We start from the raw sequence: 18,256 nt of genomic DNA, 5'->3' as shown, positions 1-18,256 counted from the left end.
TTCGCAGCAAGGTCTCAGTAGCGAAGCCCTCGACTATAGCACGGTTTGAAGCGACCACAGGGAAAACCCCAGACTTTATCCTCACCACCGCTCAACCACCCAATCCAGCAACAGCCGCCTCCAAAGCATCAAGGAACAGGGGGCCACGCGTCTCTCTGGCGCCGGCGGCGTTTCGCAGTCAGCCCCATATTCACCGTCGCGTAAGCTGCCGCAACGACAACTCGCCCCCTTCGCTCTTTCATCAACACAAACCATGACGGATTTCACCAAGACGGCACTGGATCTCGCCCATGAGGCTCTGTATCGCACCTCCCCCAACCCCCGGGTGGGTTGCGTGCTCGTCAACAACGACGGCACCATCATTGGCCAGGGGTCTACCCAGCGCGCAGGGGGACCACATGCGGAGGTGATGGCTCTGCGCGACGCAGAGCAGAGGGGCAATTCTCCTCAAGGTGCTACCGCCTACGTCACTCTAGAACCTTGCTCACACCACGGGCGTACAGGTCCTTGCTGCGATGCCCTCATTAAGGCTGGTATCGCCAAGGTCGTCGCATCGCTTGCCGACCCCAACCCCGCAGTGGCGGGCAATGGGTTTGCGCGCCTGCGTGCGGCGGGGGTAGCCGTAGAGGTGGGGCAAGGAGCGGAAGCATCCAGGGAGCTGAACCTGGGGTTTTTCAGCCGCATGATTCGAAAAACGCCCTGGGTGCGTATGAAAGCAGCCGCCTCACTCGACGGTGTGACCGCATTGCCCAACGGAGCAAGCCAATGGATCACAGGGCCCGATGCGCGAGCCGACGGACATGCCTGGCGCGCAAGAGCCTGCGCGTTATTGACTGGGATCGGGACCGTGCTTGCGGATAACCCGCGACTGGATGTGCGAGGCGTACCCACCGACCGACAGCCTACCCTTGTTTTGGTAGACAGTGCACTGGCGGTACCTTTGGACGCTTTGATTTTCGCCGCAAACCGCACGGTCTATATATATTCAGCTGTGGCACATGAGGAGAAACGCCGCGCGCTGGAAGCCCTGGGCGCCACCGTGATCACCATGCCCAACAGCGCTGGCAAGGTGGATTTGCCTGCGATGGTGCGAGACCTTGGACACAGGGGGATCAATGAACTGCACGTGGAAGCGGGATACAAGCTCAATGGTTCGCTGCTACGCGAAGGACTAGTCGATGAACTACTGGTCTATCTCGCCCCCAAGCTGATTGGCGAGGGCATGGGATTGGCCCAAATCGCTCCCTTGGCGACACTTTGTGAAGCACATACTCTCAGCTTCCATTCGGTAGACCGGATCGGGGAAGACCTGCGCATCCTTGCGCGCTTGCAGGGGCGAGACAGGTTCTGATGAAATCGCAGTGGCCCCAGTCGCGGGATTTTCCGGCCATCAAAGCGCATGCCGCAACCTCAGCTGCGACGCCATCGCATAGCTGGCGCAAAAGCCCGCTAGAGCGCGACACGGATAATCCCGCCCTATGGCACTTATCACCTTACTGGACGCCCAACTCGCATTTGGGCATGTTGCATTGCTGGATCACGCCGGCTTTTCCCTGGAGACCGCAGAGCGGGTTGGCCTGATCGGTCGCAATGGAGCGGGGAAATCGTCCCTTCTCAAAATCTTGGGAGGACTTGCCAAGCCAGACGACGGCTCCCTGCAAGTTCAGCAAGGGGTGCGCATTGCCTTCGTCGCCCAGGAGCCGACGTTAGACCCCAACGCCACCATTTTCAAGGCGGCGTCCGAAGGCCTGCAACGCGTGATCGCCGTCCGCGATCAGTACCTCTCGGGAGCGGAGGGGCTGGATCTGGATGCCCTGCAATCGGAAATCGAGGCCTACGATGCTTGGAACTGGGAGCAGCGCGTAGAAGAAACCCTGCAGAGATTGCACCTGGACCCCGAAGCCGTGGTCGGAACACTATCGGGGGGTACAAAAAAACGCGTGGCGCTGGCACAAGCGCTGGTAGCGCGCCCTGATGTGCTGCTGCTGGACGAACCCACCAACCACCTGGATCTGGACTCCATCGAGTGGCTCGAAGACCTGCTGCTGGACTTTCCGGGCAGCGTCATAACCATTACCCATGATCGGTCTTTCCTGGACCGCGTGGCCACCCGCATCGTGGAGCTAGACCGAGGACAGTTGCGCTCCTACCCGGGCAACTTTGCCCAGTATCAGATACAGAAAGAGGAGCAGTTGGCACAAGAGGCAGTAATTGCCGCCAAGGCCGACAAGCTGCTAGCCCAAGAAGAAGTGTGGATACGGCGTGGTGTAGAAGCGCGCCGCACCCGGAGCCAGAGCCGCATCAGCCGTCTGGAACAGTTACGTGCCCGCCGGGAGGCTCGCCGCGAAGTCGTTGGCAGTGTGCGCATGGATGTCGCCACCGGAGGCTCCAACGGTTACCAGGGCAAGATCGTGGCGGAACTGCAAGGGGTGAGTAAATCCTTCGGCGACAAAACCATCGTGCACAACTTCTCCGGGACAATACTGCGCGGGGACAAGGTGGGTCTGATCGGACCGAACGGCGCAGGCAAAACCACGCTGCTCAAGATGATCCTGGGAGAACTAGAGGCCGACAAAGGCACCATCCGGCAGGGAGCGAACCTGCAGGTGGCCTACTTTGACCAGATGCGCCATGCCGTCAACCTCGACGCCACGCTGGAAGACTTCATCAGCCCCGGCAGCGAATGGATCGAGATCGGCAATCAGCGCAAACACGTCAAGAGCTATCTGAGCGACTTTCTGTTCTCCCCCGCGCGCGCGCACTCGCCTGTGCGATCACTGTCCGGTGGCGAACGCAACCGTCTGCTGCTCGCCCGGCTGTTCGCCCGACCGGCCAATGTGCTGGTGCTGGATGAACCCACCAACGACCTGGACATCGACACCTTGGACCTGCTGGAAGAATTGCTGGAAAACTACGAAGGCACGGTGTTCCTGGTCAGCCATGACCGCACCTTCCTCGACAACGTGGTGACCAGCACCCTCGCTTTTGAAGGCAACGGCCTATGGCGCGAGTACGAAGGCGGCGTGCAAGACTGGCTGCTCCAATCCAAACGCAGTCGGTCGCTGCAAGCTGCCGCAGCAACGTCCTCCAAACCACCTGCACCAGAAACTTCAGATCAAAACACGCCGGAGCGCACATCCAATAAGCCTGCGCAGCTATCAAAAAAGAAACTTAGCTACAAGGAGCAGCGTGAACTGGATCAGCTGCCGAGCCTCATCAGTGCACTGGAGTCTGAGCAGAAAACCCTTCAGGATGCACTGGCCGACGGGTCACTCTTTGGCACTGACCCAACCCGCGCAGCCGCCATGACAAGCCGAGCCGCCGCCATCGATGAAGAGCTAATGACGGCATTGGAACGTTGGACGGCGCTTTCCGAATAGGTGCCAAGCGCACTCACGAGCGTGGACTTCTAGGGAAGGCTATTGCACAGTCAGCCCCGCCCCGGATGCGGAGATAGCCCTCAAATGCGATGGTGAAGGCGGTCCGTCGCTCCGCGCAAACGAGCAATCAACGCTGGGGCAATCTGCCCCAGCGGCAGCACCTCATCGGCAGCGCCATGGGCGATGGCCTCCCGCGGCATGCCAAACACAATACAAGTCGCTTCATCCTGAACGTAGTTGTAGCTGCCCGCGTCTTTCATCTCACGCATGGCCACTGCACCGTCGTTGCCCATACCTGTGAGCATGATGCCGAACGCATTGCGTCCCACAACCGCCGCTGCAGACTTGAAGAGCACCTCGACCGAGGGCTTGTGACGATTGACTGGCGGACCATCGTCCACCACCGCCACGTAGTTGGCTCCACTGCGGGCTACATGGAACTGAGTGCCGCCCGGCGCTATGTAGGCGTGGCCGGGCAAAATGCGCTCGCCATTCACCGCCTCCTTGACCGTGATCTGGCAAAGCCCATTCAAGCGGGCAGCAAAACTGGTAGTGAACCCTGGGGGCATGTGCTGGGTGATCACGATCGCCGGCGAGTCCGCAGGCATCTGGACCAGCACCTCCTTGATGGCTTCTGTGCCCCCCGTCGACGCACCAATGCAGATGAGTTTCTCCGTGGACAGACGGCCAAGCAGACCGGCTGCAGGCACAGCATGGGGCGCGGCCGAGCCACCCGCTCCGCTGGCTACTGCGTCGCGCGCTGGCGCGCGGCGCACCTGCGCGACGGCTGCAACACGGATCTTGTCCACAATCTGCGTAGCCAGGTCATTGAGCCCGCTGGCCAGCCCTACGCGCGGTTTGGCCACAAAGTCCACCGCCCCCAACTCCAGGGCCTTCATCGTGACTTCAGCTCCACGTTCGGTCAGCGTGGAGATCATCACCACCGGCGTGGGCCGAAGACGCATGAGGCGCCCCAGAAAATCAATGCCATCCATGCGCGGCATCTCGACATCCAGGGTGATGACATCCGGATCCAGTTCGCGAATCATCTCGCGCGCCACCAGAGGGTCGTTGGCCGTGCCAATGCACTCCATGTCGCGCTGGCGGTTGATGATCTCGGATAGCAGACTACGGACAAGCGCCGAATCGTCCACCACGATCACCCGGATTTTCCTGCTCATTAACTCAAACCTTTATCAAAACAGATCCACAGAACCACCCGATGTGGTCTTGGCCACCGTGGCTGCGTTGCCACGGACCTCCTGGGCCACCAGGGCTTCAGGATGAGCATGTGCCAGCCGCTTTACCATCGCCTTGCCCGTCACAGGAAAGAAAACCACCTTGCGCGGGTAGATGTCCAGCACGTCCTCGGAGACGATCGGAATACGCTCGGTGTGCAAGTAGTTCAACACAAAATTCGTGTTGCGCTCACCCACGTTCATGGTGGTGAAGTTGTGCATGACCTGAGCACCACCAAAAATCTTGGCCTGCATGGTTTCACGGCGTGCGCCTAGCTTGAGCATTTCGTTGATCAACAGCTCCATCGCGTAGGAGCCATACCGCCCCGATGCGTCCGCCAGATCGCCGTCCGGCAGCATGAAATGATTCATGCCACCGACACGCGCGCGGCTGTCCCATAGGCAGGCGGCGATGCACGAGCCGAGCACGGTCATGATGACCATGTTCTCATCCGCCACAAAATACTCGCCAGGCAGCACCTTCACCGCGTTGTGCTGGAAGTGGTGATCGAGGTAAAAAAACGACGCCTCTCCTGGCTTGCGGCTGCGGGCCTTGAGCTCCTGCAGCGACGACTCCCGTGCGGGACCGTTGCCTGGCGTGTAGATGTCGGCGCTCAGCGGCGCAATACGCGGAGCGCGGCGCCTTTCGGAACTGCCGGGCACAGCAGCAGCATTGGAAGGGGATGAACCTGTTTGAATGTTGGTCATGGGTGCAATGTGCAGGACAACATGGACAGGTCAGCGGCGCTCGTACACCGTCTTGCCACGCAGGGTGAACAGGTCTTTGGACTCGCTGAAGTTCTCGGCGTGCCCCACAAACAACATGCCACCCGGCTTGAGCACGCGGTGGATTCTTTCGAGCACGCGCCGCTGCGTAGGTGCATCAAAGTAAATCATTACATTTCGGCAGAAAACCACGTCGAAAGGCTCCTTGAACGGCCAATCGTCGCGGATGAGATTCACACTCATAAAGTCGATGGCGCGCCGTAATTCAGGCTTGGCACGGACCATGCCCGCGTTCCCACCTTTGCCTTTGAGAAAGAACTTCTGCAAGCGCTCAGGACTCAAGCCCTTGACACTGTCGAGCCGGTACACGCCCTGCGCGGCTGTGGCGAGCACGCGCGAATCGATGTCGCTGGCGGTCAACTTGAAAGAAGCATTGGCGCCCAGCGCCTCCAGCGCGGTGATCACGATGGAATAGGGCTCTTCGCCTGTGGACGCCGCGTTGCACCAAACCCTCCAGTTGACCGATGGCTTGGACCGCAGGTGCGACGCAAAAATTTCAAAATGATGCTGCTCACGGAAAAAAGCCGTGAGGTTGGTGGTCAGTGCGTTCACAAACTCCTGCCACTCCGGCCCATCGTGGGTCTCTAGCCAGCTCAGATAATCGTGAAAGCTGGTGTGGCCAGTGTCGCGCAGTCGTCGCGATAGGCGGCTGTAGACCATGGCGTGCTTGCCATCATGCAAGCTGATGCCAGCGCGCTGATAGATCAGGGACTGAACCCGGGCAAAGTCTGCATTGGTCCAGACAAATTCACGCCCTTGGGCCAAAGGGCCGGAAGGAGCTGCCGCTGCGACGTAAGCAGAATCTACCCTGGCTGGGCCTGACCGGACTGACGCCGAAGCACTGGTGGTTTGGGCCATATTGATCGTCCGAGGGGGAAGTCCTGTTCGCTCCAAAAGGTCTGCAAGCAATACTCACAGCCTGACATGTGCCTGCGCCACCACTGGCTGCTGACTGCTGCGCCTTATTCGTTGGCGGTCACCAGGCCCATGTCTACGCTGGACATGAGCTTTTCAATATCAAGCAAGATCAACATGCGTTCGCCCACAGACCCTAGGCCCAAAATGCAGCTGGTATCGATGGCACTCTCGATATCGGGCGCCGACCGGATGCTTTCTGGTGTCAGCTCCATCACATCGCTCACGGAGTCCACCACGATGCCCACCACACGGTTGCGCAGGTTGAGGATGATGACAACCGTGAAACTGTTGTAGTCCGCCTGCGCGCAGTTGAACTTGATGCGCATGTCCACGATGGGAACAATCGTGCCGCGCAAATTGACCACGCCCTTGATGAAGTCCGGTGCGTTTGCAATGCGTGTAGGCGGCTCGTAACCCCGGATTTCCTGCACTTTCAGGATGTCAATGCCGTACTCTTCCTGGTCGAGGCGGAACGTTAGATATTCACGCGCCCCTGTGGGTGCAACGTCTGCAGTTTTACCGATCACACTCATAGTGCATTCTCCTTTCATGACGGCGCAGCGCTTCCGGAGCGCCCGCACCTGTATCTAGTGGCGCGCCCGGCGCACCAAGCCACCCGTGTCCAAAATCAAGGCCACGGTGCCGTCACCCAAAATGGTGGCGCCCGACACGTTGGGCACCTTGCGGTAGTTCGATTCCAGGTTCTTTACGACCACCTGATGCTGGCCGAGCAATTCATCCACTAGCAGTGCCACGCGGCTGCCGTCAGCCTCTACCACCACCATGATGTTGCTGGATTTGTTCAGGTCGAAGCGCGGAACCTGGAAGATCTTCTCCAGCGCGATGACTGGCATGTATTCGTCACGCACCTTGACCAGCTGAGAGCCTTGCGCCACGGTGCTGACATCATCCGCATTGACCTGGAACGATTCCACCACCGAAGACAGGGGAAGGATATAAACTTCCTCGCCCACGCCCACCGACATGCCGTCCATGATGGCGAGCGTCAGTGGCAGCCGCACGGACACCTTCATGCCGTAGCCTTCTGCAGAATCGATCTCTACCGAGCCATTGAGCGCTGCGATATTGCGCTTGACCACATCCATGCCGACACCGCGGCCAGACACATCGGTCACCTCGTCCGCAGTGGAGAAGCCAGGGGCAAAAATCAGCTGCCAGACGTCAGCATCACTCATCTGCTCCGACACCTCAATGCCCCGCTCTTGGGCCTTGCTGAGGATTTTCTCGCGCGACAGACCACGGCCATCATCGCGCACCTCGATTACGATCGAGCCGCCTTGGTGCGACGCCGACAGCGTGATGGTGCCGTGTTCGGATTTGCCCTTGGCAAGCCGGTCAGCAGGCATTTCAATGCCGTGGTCGCAGCTATTGCGCACCAGGTGGGTCAGCGGGTCGGTGATCTTTTCGACCAGTCCCTTATCCAGTTCGGTGGCCTCACCCAAAGTCACCAGCTCCACCTTCTTGCCCAGCTTGTTCGCCAGGTCTCGCAGCATGCGCGGGAAGCGGCTGAAAACGATGGACATCGGAATCATGCGGATCGACATCACGGACTCTTGCAGGTCGCGTGTGTTGCGATCCAGGTCCGCCAGCCCGGCCAGCAACTGCTGGTATGCACCGGCATCAAGCCCACGGCTGTTCTGCGCCAACATGGCCTGGGTGATCACCAATTCACCCACCAGATTGATCAGTTGATCGACCTTTTTCACGTCAACACGGATGGTCGTCGACTCCATCTGAGCCTGAATCGCCACCTTGGGCTCGGCAGCAGCCTTGGGCGCAGCTTTAGGAGCTTGCGGTACAGGCGCGTGCGCAGTTGCCGCTGCCTCGCCATGTGGCGCGCCAGGTGCACCGTTGAAGAATCCGTAAGGCGCTTCGCCCCCCGCAGCATCCACGGCAACCACAGCCTCATCATCGGTACCTGCGGCAGCTGCGTCGCTCGAAGCAGCTGCATCACGAATCAGCACCTGCTCCTTGGAAACATGGAAGGCAAACAGGTCCAGCAAATCGTCGTTGGTGGAGGTCGTTTCCACTGCAAAGACGCGCGTATTGGCTTGGCTGCCCTGCACATCGCGGATCGCCCCCAGCCCGGGAATATCACGGAACAACTCCTTGATCGCATCGGCTTGCTCGGGGCGGTCCAGAGGACCAATCTGGATTTCCAACTGCCGCGCCTGGCCTGACACAGCTGGAGAAGGCTTGGGCGCCGGAGCTGGAGCCGCCGCCACCGGCGCGGGGGCTGGAGGAGGCGGTGCAGCGACCACAGGTGCAGCATCGCTGGGCACCAAGCCTGCCGCCAAGTCACTGATGCGCCGAACCAAGGAGGTGGTGGAGACCGCCTCGCCCTGGCCACCAGCCTGATGGCGCGCCAGCAGGCTACGAGAAGCATCAGCAGACTCCAGCAGAACGTCCACCATCTGAGGGATTGGTTGCAGCTCGTGGCGACGCAGGCGGTCGAGCAGAGACTCCATCTGATGGGTCAGCTCGGCCACATCAGAAAATCCGAAGGTGGCAGAGCCTCCCTTGATCGAGTGAGCGCAACGGAAGATGCCGTTAAGCTCTTCGTCGTTGGCACTGCTCAGGTCCAGATTCAGGAGCATCTGCTCCATCTGGTCGAGGTTCTCACCCGCTTCCTCGAAAAAGATCTGATAGAACTGGCTGAGATCGAAGTCAGCGCCTGCACCCGATCCTTCTTGGTAGGTTTCCGCCATGGTGGGCTCCTGTGTACTAAATGGTCTCAGTCAACCCGGCTCAGCGGATCACTTTCTGGATGACTTCGATCAGGCGATTCGGATCAAAAGGCTTTACCAACCACCCTGTGGCACCTGCAGTGCGTCCGGCCTGCTTCATCTGATCGCTCGACTCAGTCGTGAGGATGAGGATAGGGATCGTTTTGAACTTAGGGTGCTCGCGCAGTTTGCGAGTCAGGCCAATGCCGTCCAGGCGCGGCATGTTCTGGTCTGCCAGCACCAGGTCAATGTTGTGTGTCTCGGCTTTTTCGAGGGCATCTTGCCCGTCCACTGCCTCCACGACGTGGTAGCCGGCACCGGTGAGAGTGAACGACACCATTTTGCGCATGGAAGGTGAATCATCAACGGCAAGGATCGATTGCATGTATGGCTCCAACTGACTTGAATATATAAGGTAACCAGTGATGTGAACGTCAAAACAGGTCCACAGAACCTGCATCCATCTCGCTTTGGGTGACAGGGTTCGGCCTGTCGGGCGCCATCTCCGCAAAGGGCGCCGCATCTTCACCTTCTTCATGCCCCATGGCTTCCGAAGCCAGTCGGAAGGCACAGCCCTGCAGCACCTTGGTGGTATGCCATATCAATTGGGAGGCCATGTCCTGGAACTGCAGCTCAGTCACAGCGCTGCGCAGCGCCGTACGCGCAGCCACCAGCTCTGGCGAGTCCGCCACCACGGCATCTGTCAACATGGCGTTCGCCTCGCCAAACCGCTCCAGCAGATTGTCGGTGGCGTGGTTCAGCAAGCCTTCCAAGCGGTGCAAGTCGTGCATCACGACCAGCAAGGAGTCCTGCAGCTCTGCCGCCACCATGACGGGAACCTGGACAGCAGGTCCTCCAGGCGTTGTTAGCGTAGATTGCATCGTTTCTCCATCGCAGCACGTAGCAGCAAAACACGCAAATACACAGGACTACGATACATGCATCAGTAACCTGCCAAGGCCCCCGAGCAAACCGGAGCATCCGCGCCCATTGGACGCTGACGCACAAACCATCCCAACCGGACAAACACCCTTGTTTGTTCCAATTTGTATCCTATGATAGCGCTCCTATGGGCCCTGCAACATCAGACCAGACCCTTGAAATCCTGCATCTTGAAGATTCACCGGCCGATCACGAACTGGCAGCACGCGCCTTGCGTCGATCCGGGCTCCATTGCCACCTCCAGCGGGTGGATACCCTTTCAGAATTTCAAAGACTGACGGACAGCGGCAGCTTTGACATCATCCTTGCAGATTACCGCCTGCCCGGCTTTACCGCATTGGATGCGTGGGCCCATGTGGCGCAAAAACCGCATCACCCACCCTTTGTGCTGCTTTCGGGCGCCATCGGCGAACCTGCAGCAGTAGACGCCATGCGGCTCGGGGTGGCGGACTATCTGCTTAAAGACGACATCCAGCGCCTGCCCCATGTGATAGCACGGACTCTGGAGGTCCACGAGGCACGCAACGCGCGCGAGCAGGCCATTGCCGAGTTAGCTACATCACAGCGTCGCTTGGCCGAATTGGCCGAGCACCTGCAGACCTCCATTGAGCAAGAGCGTGCCGCCATCGCCCGCGAGATCCACGACGACATTGGTGGCGCCCTGACCGCAGTGCGCTTTGATGTAGCCTGGATCGGGCGACACAGTACCGATCCGGCCATGCAGGAACACGCCACATCGGCGGTGGACATGCTGCAACATGCGATTGGCGCCAGCCAGCGCATCATGATGAACCTACGCCCACCCATCCTGGAACAAGGGCTGGTGGCGGCTGTCCAGTGGCTGGCTACGGGCTTTGAGCGCAGGACCGGTATCCCCACGAGGCTGCAGAGCAGTAGCGAAACCATGGATACACCCACCGACATTCAACTGGTGGCGTACCGAACCGCCCAGGAAGCATTGACCAATATCTCCAAGCATGCACAGCCCAGCAAGGTAGACATTGAACTGTCTGACAAAGAAGGGGTATTGACCCTGGAGGTCGCTGACAATGGCCGTGGCATGAATGCGACAGTTCGCGACAAACCCAAGGCCTTTGGCCTCAAAGGCCTTCAAGAGCGAGCACGAACAGTAGGGGGATGGCTGGACATCAGCAGTCGCCCAGGTCAGGGCACATCGGTCATCCTGTCCGTCCCGCTACCATCTCCTTCCACATCCGCTCCAGGAGATGCCCAGTGATCCATGTCGTCTTGTGCGACGACCATGCCGTATTGCGGCGCGGCATTCGCGACACACTCGCCGAAGCCCCGGACATTCAGGTGACCGGCGAAGCGGGCGGGTATTCTGAGCTGCGCGATGTTCTGCGCACGGCCGCCTGTGATGTGCTGCTGCTGGACCTGAACATGCCTGGACGCAGCGGCCTGGAAGTACTCGCCAGCCTGCGCGAGACCCACTCGACCATCAAGGTGCTGGTGGTTTCGATGTACCCCGAGGATCAATATGCACTGCGCTGCCTCAAGGCGGGAGCCCAAGGCTACGCTAACAAGGCTGGCGACCCGGTTGAGCTGATTGCGGCAGTACGCACGGTGATGCAGGGGCGCAAGTACCTTACCGCCGAAGTGGCCCAGATGCTGGCGGACAGCTTGGCCCAGCCCACGCCGGAGGTGCCCCATGCAGCGCTTTCCGAACGCGAACTGCAAACCCTGGTCAAGATTGCCTCGGGCCGACGTCTATCGGACATTGCCGATGAATTGATGCTGAGCCCCAAAACTGTGAGTGTGTACCGCTCACGGGTTCTTGAAAAACTGAAGCTTTCGAACAACGCCGAACTGACCGTTTATGCGATCCGCAACCAGCTGGTGTAGCCAGTGGTCCTACCTGCCGACAGAGAACAGATCCACGGCTTGCTGCATCAACGCCAGCACTGGCTGTTCCAGCATCGGCAATGTGGCTGCTATACCTAACATCCCCACCGTGAGCGTGACCGGGAAACCCACCGCATAGATATTCATTTGCGGTGCCACGCGCGAGATGATGCCCATGGTCAAGTTGACAAAGAGCAGCAGCGCAATCATGGGCATGGCAATCCAGAGCGCGCTGGAAAAGAGAGAAGCACCCAGCTCATACAACCGCATTTGCCCCAACGCCTGCAGAAAATTGCCATCGACAGGAAAGCGGTCAAAACTCTTGATCACGGCCATCAATATCAACAAATGGCCATTGATGACAATGAAGAGCAGCATGGACATATGGCCAAAGAAACGGGCCACAGCGCTGATCTGCCCGTTGGAGGTGGGATCAAAAAATGAAGCAAAGTTGAGCCCCATCTGCAGCCCAATGATTTCACCAGCCAGCTCGACAGCAGTGAACACAAGGCGAACCGAAAAGCCAATCGCCAGCCCTACAGCCACTTGCTGCGCCACCGTGCCCAGGGCCTCACGGCCGTTCACGCTGATGACAGGCTGCTCGCCCAGCACACCTTGCGCACACAAAGCCACCAAGAACGCGAGGCCGATCTTGACGCGCATGGGCACAACGCGCATGGAGAACACCGGAGCCACGGAGAACAAGGCCAGCACGCGCAAAAAAGGCCACAGGATGGGAGACAGCCACGCCATGATCTGTGCCTCGGAGAAAGTAATCACGCTCCCCCTCCGGTGACATAGCTGGGGCGCCTCGACGGAAACAGAACAAGTGCCCCATGTGAGGGTCGCTGGCGCAAGCGGCCCAACATTGTCGTCAGGCAGCCAGATGCCCATATTGGCATGGCACTACCCAATCATCGAGGGGATCGATTCGATCGTCCTGCGGATGAAGTCCACCAGGGTACTGAGCATCCAAGGCCCCGCAATCGCAAACACCACCATGGCGGCAATCAGCTTGGGCACAAAAGCCAGCGTTGCTTCATGGATCTGCGTGACAGCCTGAAAAATACTGACCAACAACCCCACCGCCATGACCACCCCCAGCACAGGCATGGAAATCATCAGCAGCAAGGTGAGGGCATCACGTCCAATGGTCAGCACCATTTGTGAAGTCATGGGGGAATCCTTCAGGTGACAAAGCTGGCGGCCAATGATCCGATCAGCAGATTCCAGCCATCTGCCAGCACAAACAGCATGAGCTTGAACGGCAATGCCACCAACACCGGCGACAACATCATCATGCCCAGCGACATCAGGATGCTGGACACCACCATATCGATAACGAGAAACGGGATGAAGATCATGAACCCGATCTGGAACGCCGACTTGAGCTCGCTGGTCACAAAGGCAGGCACCAGCACACGGATGGGTGCCGTTTCGGCCGTCACTTTGGGGTCAAGACGTGCCAATCTTGAAAAAAGCGCAAAGTCAGATTGCCGCGTCTGCTTGAGCATGAAGCTGCGCATGGGCGCCTCCGCCCTGTCCAGCGCCTGTTCGAAGCTGATCGTGTTGTTGGTGTAGGGAACGTAAGCGTCCTGGTACACACGATCCAGCGTCGGACCCATGACAAAAAAGGTCAAGAACAACGACAGACCGATGATGACCTGGTTGGGCGGGGCCGACTGTGTCCCCAAGGCCTGACGCAGCAAGGACAAAACGATCACGATGCGGGTAAAGCCCGTCATCATCAGCAGAACTGCGGGCAAAAACGACAGCGCCGTGAAGAACAGCAAGGTCTGAATTGGCACCGAGTAGCTTGCGCCAGATGGCCCACTGCCCACTACCAGAGGCAGCGCGCCTGCGCTTTGGGCCCAAGCAGAGCTCTGCGCCAATACGGCCGCCACGGCAACGGCCCACGGCCACGCACGCCCCGCCATCCGCACGCCACGCCTTGCAAGTAGGGGGGCACGTTCAGACATGCGCGGACTTTCCAGAATCAGCGGCCGCAGTTCGCATCTCCTGGGCAAACGATGGCCCTGGTGCAAGTGGAGCATTCACCGAATCACCAGCCCCTTTGACCACCACTGGCAGCACGTGCAGGCAGCTGACCTGTTGCGCGGTGACACCCAGCACCAACCAAGTACGTGCATTCTCAGGTCCGACTTCCACCGTTACTACCCGCTGCTGAGGTCCGACGGCCACTGCCGACACCACACGTGACGCTGCCCCGACCGCCAGCGCCCCCGCGGACTGACGCTGCTGCAAGCGCCGCACAGCCCACGGAAGCAACGCCATGGCGCCAACAAAAAGCACCACGACGAGCAGTGTCTGCGTCATGCTCCCACTATCCACGACTCACCCGGCGCAAACGTTCCGACGGCGTGACCACATCGGTCAGGCGGATACCGAACTTGTCATTGACCACCACCACTTCGCCTTGGGCGATGAGGTATCCATTGACCAGCACGTCCATGGGCTCGCCAGCCAGTGCATCAAGCTCTACCACCGAGCCTTGCGCTAGCTGAAGAATGTACTTAATGGGCACCTTGGTGCGCCCCAACTCCACCGACAGCTGCACTGGAATATCCAGCACCATGTTGATGTCGTTGACGGTATCGCCACCCGCAGCGCCGGAAAATGAGCGCACAGGCTCGCCGGAAAGCGGCCCCCCCTGCTCTGCGTCCGCCGGCTTGTCGTCCGTCCGCTTCTGCTCTTCGAGCGCCTCGGCCCAACCCGCAAACGGGTCGTCCGCGCCTGCGTCCTTGTTGTCTTCTTCAGTTGCCATTCTTCTCTCCCAGCCAGCTCATGTCCGAAGTGCGCAGGCACTCTTCAATGCGGATGGCGTACTTGGAATTGTGGGTTCCATACTGGCATTCAAAAATTGGAACCCCTCCGATCGATGCACGAATGCGGGGCTCACGGTCCAGTTCGATGAAGTCACCCGGTTTCATGGCCAGCAGTTGCTCCACGGTGGCATCGGCCTTCGCCAGCTCCGCCACCAGCGTGACTTCTGCGGACTGGATTTCGCGCTTGAGCACGTTCACCCAGCGGCGGTCCACCTCAATGGAGTCGCCCTGCGTGGACGAATACAAAACATCGCGGATCGGCTCCAGCGTTGCATAGGGCATGCAGACGTGGATGGCGCCTGAAAGGTCGCCAATTTCCAGCTGGAAGGCGGTGGACACCACGATCTCGCTGGGTGTAGCTATATTGGCAAACTGGGGTTGCATTTCCGAGCGCTGGTATTCCAGTTCCAGCGGATAGATCCCTTGCCACGCCTTCTTGTACTCCGCGCAAATCACATCCACAAGCCGGTTGATGACGCGCTGCTCGGTGGGCGAAAAATCACGACCCTCAATGCGGGTCTGGAACTTGCCGACTCCGCCATACAAGGTGTCAATGATGCCGAAGACCAGCGACGGCTCGCAAACAATTAGTCCGCTGCCCCGCAACGGACGAATCGCCACGATGTTGAAATTCGTAGGCACCGCCAGCTCTCGCAGAAAAGCGCTGTAGCGTTGCACCGACACAGTACCCACCGAAATTTCGGGGCTGCGGCGGATGAAATTGAATAGCCCGATACGGAAGTTGCGCGCAAACCGCTCGTTGACGATTTCCATCGTCGGCATGCGGCCACGGACAATGCGCTCCTGGCTGGAAATGTCGTAATTGCGTACCGACCCCGCCTCGGCCACTTCCTCGACGGACTTCTGGCTCTCGCCAGTGACCCCTTCCAGAAGGGCATCAACCTCTTCCTGCGAAAGAAATGAATCGCTCATGGCTGGTCCTTACCCGGCTGGCTCATTGGATGATGAAGCTCGAAAAGAGCACCTTGCGCACCGGATTGCGCTCTGTGCGCTTGCGCGCGGCGGGGCGTTCCTCTGCATCTCCGTCCTGCTCAGCGGCAGCCGCAGCCTTTGCGCGCTCACGCTCTGAGGGCACCGAGTAGCCCAGAGGTCGCGAGACCTCGCGCAAGACATCAGTGGCCAGCTTTTCCTTGCCCTCGCGCTGCAGCAGCTCAGTGGACGTGCGTTGCGACACCAGCATCAGGATGCCACTGCGAATCGACGGCAGGTACTGCTTGACCTGTTCTGCCGTCTTAGCGTCTTCCAGCTCCAACGTAATGCCAATCTGCGCAAAGCGGTCACCACCCGGATCGGCCAGATTGACCACCATGTTTTCCATGGGCAGGAATGTGGGGGCGACTTTCGGAGCCTCCTTGTGTGCAGCAGGTGCACCGCCACCCTCTTCGTCCTCAGCGGCATGCGACCGACTGGAGATGAACCACGCTGCCGCACCACCTCCGATCACCAACACCGCCACCACCACGCCGATGATGATCAACAGCATCTTCTTGCTTTTGGCGGGCGCGGCTGCTGCGGGAGTATTGGCTGACACGATGGAATTCCTTGCGGTAGGGGACAGGCGGCACTGGCGCTATCAAAGTGCGAGCACAACCGGATAGCCCATTATGGGTCGGGGGTGCAACCAATAATAGCCAGAATAAAAGCCCAAAACCATGGCATTCACCGCGCTCGCCTGCACTGCTGGATGTGAACAGAACTGAGGACCGTCCACATCACCCTCGCACAATCAGACGAAGACATCCACAGCGCGGTCCGTGGCCCCACCACCGCGCGCCAGCAACGCACTGCCTGCGGGGGCAGCAGATACCACCCGCGCCTGGCGCGCACCACTCTGGGGACGCTGCTGCCTTTCCTCGCCACCACCCGCGCTGTCGCGCGCCGATGTACCCACCGACATGCCTGACAACACCAAGCCCTCGCTGCGCAACAAATCGCTCAACTGCGCCATGCTCTGGTCCAGCAGCTCCCGCGTCTGCTGCTGGTCACTGCGAAACGACACATGCGCTTCATTGCCCGACAGAGACACCGACACTTCCACCGGCTGACCATCGCGCTGCAGCGTCAATTCCGCGTTCTGAGTCTTCTGGTTCACCCAGTAGGCCACCTGCTCAGCCACCTGCTCCTCTGCGCCCAAAGCGTTAGGATCCGCCAACACCGCTGCATCGGCGAAATTGCCTGCCTCTACTGGCGATGCGCCCGATGCGCTCTCAGACCATGAGCCCCCATTTCCTGAGTTCTCACCGTTAGAACGCCCACCAGCGGAGAACTCCGGCGCGTGCGCCGAAGCAGCAGCGACCAACAAACCATCAGCAACAGGCGTGACACCTTCGACACCAGCAGATATTGAGGATGGCCCACCCGCGCGTTCGGAAGGTTGTGCCCCCGTCAATGAGGCCTGGGCAGCGCGCTCGGACACCGCCTGTGAGAGCGTAGCGGCCGTCGATACGTGTCCCGATAAGTGTGGTTTCAACCCACCCAGCGCGCCTTGACCCACGCCGGCATCTCCCGAGCCTGAAAGCCCAGGACGGGGCGCCGCAACGCTCTGCAACCGAGAGAAGGTGCGACCAGCCGTTGACGTCGCGCTCAAAGGCTGCGCGTCCTTCAGGTCTGCAGCAGAGTCCAACATCGCCGTCTCTGCTACCAAGCCTTGGGGACGGCCAAATGGCGTCCACTCGACCCCCAAACCTGCTGGCGACGGCACTCCCCCCGCACCGAAGGCGGCGGTCAGGCGTGCACCTCCGTCCGTGCCGGCGGCGGCTGGAGGAGCGCCATCGGCGGGCACCATGCCCAACAACCCTTGCCATGCTGCCACCGCCGAGACATCTACAGCCGTGGACCCGACGTCAGGAAAGCTGTCCGCGGCGAGAACATCTGTTCCTACGGAGCTCAATACGCCCTCCTCCTCAGCCCCGCCCCCCAACGCCGCCAGCAGCGCCAAAAACCCTCCTCCAGCCGCAGGATCGCTAGCGTCTACGGCAGCAGGCTGGGACGCTGCCTTGCTGCGCGTCGTGTGGGCTGGCTGGGTGCCCTGGGAGGAAGCTACTTTGGTGGGTTCCATGTTCAATTCTCCTGGCCCGCGTTGCGATACTGCAGCGCGGCGCGTTCATCGGTCTGTTTCTGGTCCCTGCGCTGTTGCTGCCGGGCCAGGTCGTTGCGCCGCTTGTCTACCACCTTGCGCAAACTCGCCAAACGCAGCTCTGCATCCAGCAAAGCGCGCTGGGCAGCCTGCACCCGCGCAGACTGGTCTCCCACCACACCGGTCTGGATGCTGGCTGCATGACCCAGCCTGTCCATGAACTGGTAGTGGTGGTACATCACTTCGGGCTGCATGGCTGTGTTGGCCTTCACTCCCCAACGGGACTCGGTTTCACGGGCGTAGTCTTCCAGCTGACCGAGCTGCGCGCGCGCCGCCTGCTCGGCAGCCAGGGTGTCCTGCAGCACCTTGCGGGCGTCATCCCGCTTGCGGGAGGCCACTTCGACTGCGACAGAGAGGGCGTTGAGGTTGGACATGACGA

The 18,256-nt window shown here is 60.0% G+C and carries 20 protein-coding genes; 4 read left to right on the top strand and 16 right to left on the bottom strand.

The window, feature by feature from the left end:
• Positions 1–253: 253 nt before the first annotated feature.
• On the top strand, positions 254–1,351 hold the full coding sequence (gene ribD / locus ISS20_RS07450; protein ID WP_291435214.1) for a bifunctional diaminohydroxyphosphoribosylaminopyrimidine deaminase/5-amino-6-(5-phosphoribosylamino)uracil reductase RibD: 1,098 nt from the start codon (positions 254–256) through the stop codon (positions 1,349–1,351).
• A 127-nt stretch (positions 1,352–1,478) separates the two neighbouring features.
• The gene (locus ISS20_RS07445) at positions 1,479–3,380 is read left to right on the top strand and encodes an ATP-binding cassette domain-containing protein (RefSeq protein WP_291435212.1); all 1,902 of its coding nucleotides are present in this window, start codon (positions 1,479–1,481) and stop codon (positions 3,378–3,380) included.
• Between the two features lie 80 nt (positions 3,381–3,460).
• Here the strand turns inward: ISS20_RS07445 and ISS20_RS07440 are convergent, their stop codons facing one another.
• The 7 genes from ISS20_RS07440 to ISS20_RS07410 all read right to left on the bottom strand — a co-directional run bounded on the left by ISS20_RS07440 (position 3,461) and on the right by ISS20_RS07410 (position 9,950).
• On the bottom strand, positions 3,461–4,561 hold the full coding sequence (locus ISS20_RS07440) for a chemotaxis response regulator protein-glutamate methylesterase (protein WP_291435209.1): 1,101 nt from the start codon (positions 4,559–4,561) through the stop codon (positions 3,461–3,463).
• Positions 4,562–4,576: 15 nt separating this feature from the next.
• Complete coding sequence (gene cheD / locus ISS20_RS07435) at positions 4,577–5,326, bottom strand: chemoreceptor glutamine deamidase CheD (protein WP_291435207.1); 750 nt, start codon at positions 5,324–5,326, stop codon at positions 4,577–4,579.
• Between the two features lie 30 nt (positions 5,327–5,356).
• Positions 5,357–6,262, bottom strand: a complete 906-nt coding sequence (locus tag ISS20_RS07430; protein WP_291435205.1) for a CheR family methyltransferase — start codon at positions 6,260–6,262, stop codon at positions 5,357–5,359.
• A 104-nt stretch (positions 6,263–6,366) separates the two neighbouring features.
• Positions 6,367–6,855, bottom strand: coding sequence for a chemotaxis protein CheW (locus ISS20_RS07425; RefSeq protein ID WP_291435203.1), 489 nt, complete (start codon positions 6,853–6,855; stop codon positions 6,367–6,369).
• Between the two features lie 54 nt (positions 6,856–6,909).
• The gene (locus tag ISS20_RS07420) at positions 6,910–9,051 is read right to left on the bottom strand and encodes a chemotaxis protein CheW (protein ID WP_291435201.1); all 2,142 of its coding nucleotides are present in this window, start codon (positions 9,049–9,051) and stop codon (positions 6,910–6,912) included.
• 40 nt (positions 9,052–9,091) lie between these two features.
• A complete protein-coding gene (locus tag ISS20_RS07415; RefSeq protein WP_015015796.1) occupies positions 9,092–9,454 on the bottom strand; it encodes a response regulator in 363 nt (120 codons plus the stop codon).
• 49 nt (positions 9,455–9,503) lie between these two features.
• Positions 9,504–9,950: a hypothetical protein gene (locus tag ISS20_RS07410; RefSeq protein WP_056065760.1), complete on the bottom strand. Its 447-nt coding sequence runs from the start codon at positions 9,948–9,950 to the stop codon at positions 9,504–9,506.
• A gap of 188 nt (positions 9,951–10,138) precedes the next feature.
• Here ISS20_RS07410 and ISS20_RS07405 point away from each other — a divergent pair, with 188 nt between their 5' ends.
• Both ISS20_RS07405 and ISS20_RS07400 read left to right on the top strand, forming a co-directional pair.
• Entirely contained in the window at positions 10,139–11,248 is a 1,110-nt protein-coding gene (locus ISS20_RS07405) for an ATP-binding protein (protein ID WP_291435220.1), read from the top strand.
• Complete coding sequence (locus ISS20_RS07400) at positions 11,245–11,874, top strand: response regulator transcription factor (RefSeq protein WP_291435197.1); 630 nt, start codon at positions 11,245–11,247, stop codon at positions 11,872–11,874. Before ISS20_RS07405 ends, ISS20_RS07400 begins: the two co-directional genes overlap by 4 nt.
• Before the next feature lie 9 nt (positions 11,875–11,883).
• On the opposite strand, the gene fliR is transcribed toward ISS20_RS07400, so the two are convergent.
• The 9 genes from fliR to ISS20_RS07355 all read right to left on the bottom strand — a co-directional run bounded on the left by fliR (position 11,884) and on the right by ISS20_RS07355 (position 18,251).
• Positions 11,884–12,654, bottom strand: a complete 771-nt coding sequence (gene fliR / locus ISS20_RS07395) for a flagellar biosynthetic protein FliR (RefSeq protein ID WP_291435196.1) — start codon at positions 12,652–12,654, stop codon at positions 11,884–11,886.
• A 126-nt stretch (positions 12,655–12,780) separates the two neighbouring features.
• Positions 12,781–13,050, bottom strand: a complete 270-nt coding sequence (fliQ, locus tag ISS20_RS07390) for a flagellar biosynthesis protein FliQ (RefSeq protein WP_015015801.1) — start codon at positions 13,048–13,050, stop codon at positions 12,781–12,783.
• A gap of 11 nt (positions 13,051–13,061) precedes the next feature.
• Positions 13,062–13,811, bottom strand: coding sequence for a flagellar type III secretion system pore protein FliP (gene fliP / locus ISS20_RS07385; RefSeq protein WP_291435218.1), 750 nt, complete (start codon positions 13,809–13,811; stop codon positions 13,062–13,064).
• A gap of 34 nt (positions 13,812–13,845) precedes the next feature.
• Positions 13,846–14,211 carry a flagellar biosynthetic protein FliO gene (locus tag ISS20_RS07380; protein WP_291435191.1) on the bottom strand — a complete coding sequence of 122 codons (366 nt, stop codon included), beginning with the start codon at positions 14,209–14,211 and terminating at the stop codon, positions 13,846–13,848.
• Between the two features lie 7 nt (positions 14,212–14,218).
• On the bottom strand, positions 14,219–14,659 hold the full coding sequence (gene fliN / locus ISS20_RS07375; RefSeq protein WP_291435189.1) for a flagellar motor switch protein FliN: 441 nt from the start codon (positions 14,657–14,659) through the stop codon (positions 14,219–14,221).
• Positions 14,649–15,653, bottom strand: coding sequence for a flagellar motor switch protein FliM (gene fliM, locus ISS20_RS07370; RefSeq protein WP_291435187.1), 1,005 nt, complete (start codon positions 15,651–15,653; stop codon positions 14,649–14,651). Before fliM ends, fliN begins: the two co-directional genes overlap by 11 nt.
• Positions 15,654–15,675: 22 nt before the next feature.
• A complete protein-coding gene (locus ISS20_RS07365; protein WP_291435185.1) occupies positions 15,676–16,272 on the bottom strand; it encodes a flagellar basal body-associated FliL family protein in 597 nt (198 codons plus the stop codon).
• A 195-nt stretch (positions 16,273–16,467) separates the two neighbouring features.
• Positions 16,468–16,893 (bottom strand): flagellar hook-length control protein FliK, encoded by a 426-nt coding sequence (locus ISS20_RS07360; protein ID WP_291435183.1) that lies wholly within the window; start codon positions 16,891–16,893, stop codon positions 16,468–16,470.
• 908 nt (positions 16,894–17,801) lie between these two features.
• Positions 17,802–18,251, bottom strand: a complete 450-nt coding sequence (locus ISS20_RS07355; protein WP_291435181.1) for a flagellar export protein FliJ — start codon at positions 18,249–18,251, stop codon at positions 17,802–17,804.
• Positions 18,252–18,256: the final 5 nt, after the last annotated feature.

Source organism: Acidovorax sp., from assembly GCF_016783915.1.
Classification (GTDB): Bacteria; Pseudomonadota; Gammaproteobacteria; order Burkholderiales; family Burkholderiaceae_C; genus Acidovorax.
This window is presented reverse-complemented; position numbering and strand designations above follow the sequence as displayed.

Excerpts from the sequence above, each read along its gene's own strand:
- ribD (WP_291435214.1), top strand. The coding sequence starts at position 254 with ATGACGGATTTCACCAAGACGGCACTGGATCTCGCCCATGAGGCTCTG.
- ISS20_RS07445 (WP_291435212.1), top strand. The coding sequence starts at position 1,479 with ATGGCACTTATCACCTTACTGGACGCCCAACTCGCATTTGGGCATGTT.
- ISS20_RS07440 (WP_291435209.1), bottom strand. The coding sequence starts at position 4,561 with ATGAGCAGGAAAATCCGGGTGATCGTGGTGGACGATTCGGCGCTTGTC.
- cheD (WP_291435207.1), bottom strand. The coding sequence starts at position 5,326 with ATGACCAACATTCAAACAGGTTCATCCCCTTCCAATGCTGCTGCTGTG.
- ISS20_RS07430 (WP_291435205.1), bottom strand. The coding sequence starts at position 6,262 with ATGGCCCAAACCACCAGTGCTTCGGCGTCAGTCCGGTCAGGCCCAGCC.
- ISS20_RS07425 (WP_291435203.1), bottom strand. The coding sequence starts at position 6,855 with ATGAGTGTGATCGGTAAAACTGCAGACGTTGCACCCACAGGGGCGCGT.
- ISS20_RS07420 (WP_291435201.1), bottom strand. The coding sequence starts at position 9,051 with ATGGCGGAAACCTACCAAGAAGGATCGGGTGCAGGCGCTGACTTCGAT.
- ISS20_RS07415 (WP_015015796.1), bottom strand. The coding sequence starts at position 9,454 with ATGCAATCGATCCTTGCCGTTGATGATTCACCTTCCATGCGCAAAATG.
- ISS20_RS07410 (WP_056065760.1), bottom strand. The coding sequence starts at position 9,950 with ATGCAATCTACGCTAACAACGCCTGGAGGACCTGCTGTCCAGGTTCCC.
- ISS20_RS07405 (WP_291435220.1), top strand. The coding sequence starts at position 10,139 with ATGGGCCCTGCAACATCAGACCAGACCCTTGAAATCCTGCATCTTGAA.
- fliQ (WP_015015801.1), bottom strand. The coding sequence starts at position 13,050 with ATGACTTCACAAATGGTGCTGACCATTGGACGTGATGCCCTCACCTTG.
- fliP (WP_291435218.1), bottom strand. The coding sequence starts at position 13,811 with ATGGCGGGGCGTGCGTGGCCGTGGGCCGTTGCCGTGGCGGCCGTATTG.
- ISS20_RS07380 (WP_291435191.1), bottom strand. The coding sequence starts at position 14,211 with ATGACGCAGACACTGCTCGTCGTGGTGCTTTTTGTTGGCGCCATGGCG.
- fliN (WP_291435189.1), bottom strand. The coding sequence starts at position 14,659 with ATGGCAACTGAAGAAGACAACAAGGACGCAGGCGCGGACGACCCGTTT.
- fliM (WP_291435187.1), bottom strand. The coding sequence starts at position 15,653 with ATGAGCGATTCATTTCTTTCGCAGGAAGAGGTTGATGCCCTTCTGGAA.
- ISS20_RS07355 (WP_291435181.1), bottom strand. The coding sequence starts at position 18,251 with ATGTCCAACCTCAACGCCCTCTCTGTCGCAGTCGAAGTGGCCTCCCGC.